General features: G+C 63.4%; 2 protein-coding genes. Both read right to left on the reverse strand.

Features of this window, described 5'->3' with window-relative positions:
* Positions 1-466 (reverse strand): amino acid ABC transporter permease (locus AC1DVA_RS28285; protein ID WP_476808115.1); only part of this gene is annotated, 466 nt, incomplete at its 3' end.
* Complete coding sequence (locus tag AC1DVA_RS28290; RefSeq protein WP_265055457.1) at positions 463-1,182, reverse strand: amino acid ABC transporter permease; 720 nt, start codon at positions 1,180-1,182, stop codon at positions 463-465. The genes AC1DVA_RS28285 and AC1DVA_RS28290, both read right to left, overlap by 4 nt.
* Between the last annotated feature and the right edge of the window lie 295 nt (positions 1,183-1,477).

The raw sequence follows: 1,477 nt of genomic DNA on the forward strand, positions 1-1,477 counted from the left end.
CGATCTGGTTCAACACCAGTGGCGTCATCGTGCGCAGAGCCTGCGGCATGACGATATGGCGCATCACTTGGCTGCGGCGCAAACCTGTCGCGAGGCCCGCCTCGGTCTGACCCTTGCGGACATTGTTGATGCCCGCGCGGATGATCTCGCAATAAAAGGCGGCCTCGAAGAGCACGAAGGCGACCAGCGCCGACATCAGCGAGCCGATCGGCCGGCCGATTGCCAGCGGCATCAGAAAATAAAACCAGAACAGCACCAGCACGAGCGGCAACGAACGCATCACGGTGACATAGGCCGCGGCCGGCGCCGCGATGAGCCGGTGCGTCGACAGCCGCATCAACGCGAGGCCGAAGCCGAGGATCAGCCCGCCCACGGTCGCGACCAGCACGAGCAGGGCGCTGAGCGCCATGCCCTCGGCGAGGAAGCTCCAGGACCGAGCGATGACGCCCCAGTCGAAATGGCTCATGTCGCAGTCTTCCGCAGGGCTGCGCCGCCGATCCTGCTGTCGATGAAGTGCATCAGCGCCGTCACGCACAGTCCGATCACCAGATAGCCGACGGTGGCGAAGGTGAAGGCCTCGAGGCCTTGGAAGGTATAGTTCTCGACATGGCGGCTCTGCGCCGTCAGCTCGAGGACGCCGATTGTCAGGCTCAGCGACGACAGCTTGATCGTGATCAGGAACTCGGAGGTCAGCGGCCCCACGATTGCGCGAAGACCGAGCGGCAGGACGACCAGCCGGAACGCTTGCGCAGGGCGCAGGCCCGTCGCCAGCGCGGCGGGCAACAACGGACTGCCAACCGCCTCAATCCCGGCCCGGACCTGCTCCGCGACACGAGACCCCGCGAATAGCCCAATCGCGACGACCGCCGTGCTGAATTCAGGATAAGGTAGATCACGCTTAAGCCAGAGCCCGATCGTGTCAGGCACCACCTCGGGCATCACGTAGAACCACAGGAAGAGCTGGACCAGCGGCGGAATGTTGCGAAATACGTCGACATAGGCACCCGCCACCAAGCGAGCGCTCCGGCTGGGGAGGCTGCGTGCGATGCCCACCGCGACGCCGATCGTCAGCGCTAGCGCCCAGCTGGTCAGGCTGATGGAGAGCGTCCACTGCACGCCGCTCCAGAGCCACTCCCAATAGGGCTCCTGCAGGAGGATGGACCAGTTCCACCGGTAATTCATGCCGCAGGCACGTTGCTGCGTCGGGATTTACGAAACGCTACCACGTTCAGGTCTCCATCGAAGTCACTGAATTCCACTATAGCGGAATGGTGAGACCGTCCATAGTTGGTTGTCAACATGCGCTGCAACATTGAGACCCCGTTTGGAGTGCGCCCCTGTAGGTAGACAGGATCAGGCTGCGGCTTTGACGGTGAGCCGGGCTTTCGGAGGATGGAAGCCCATGGCCCGACACCGCACCCACAGCATCGAGTTCAAACGCCAGGTGGCACAGGATTACCTGGCAGGCGAGACGCTC

Source organism: Allobosea sp. P4_C6, from assembly GCF_056402015.1.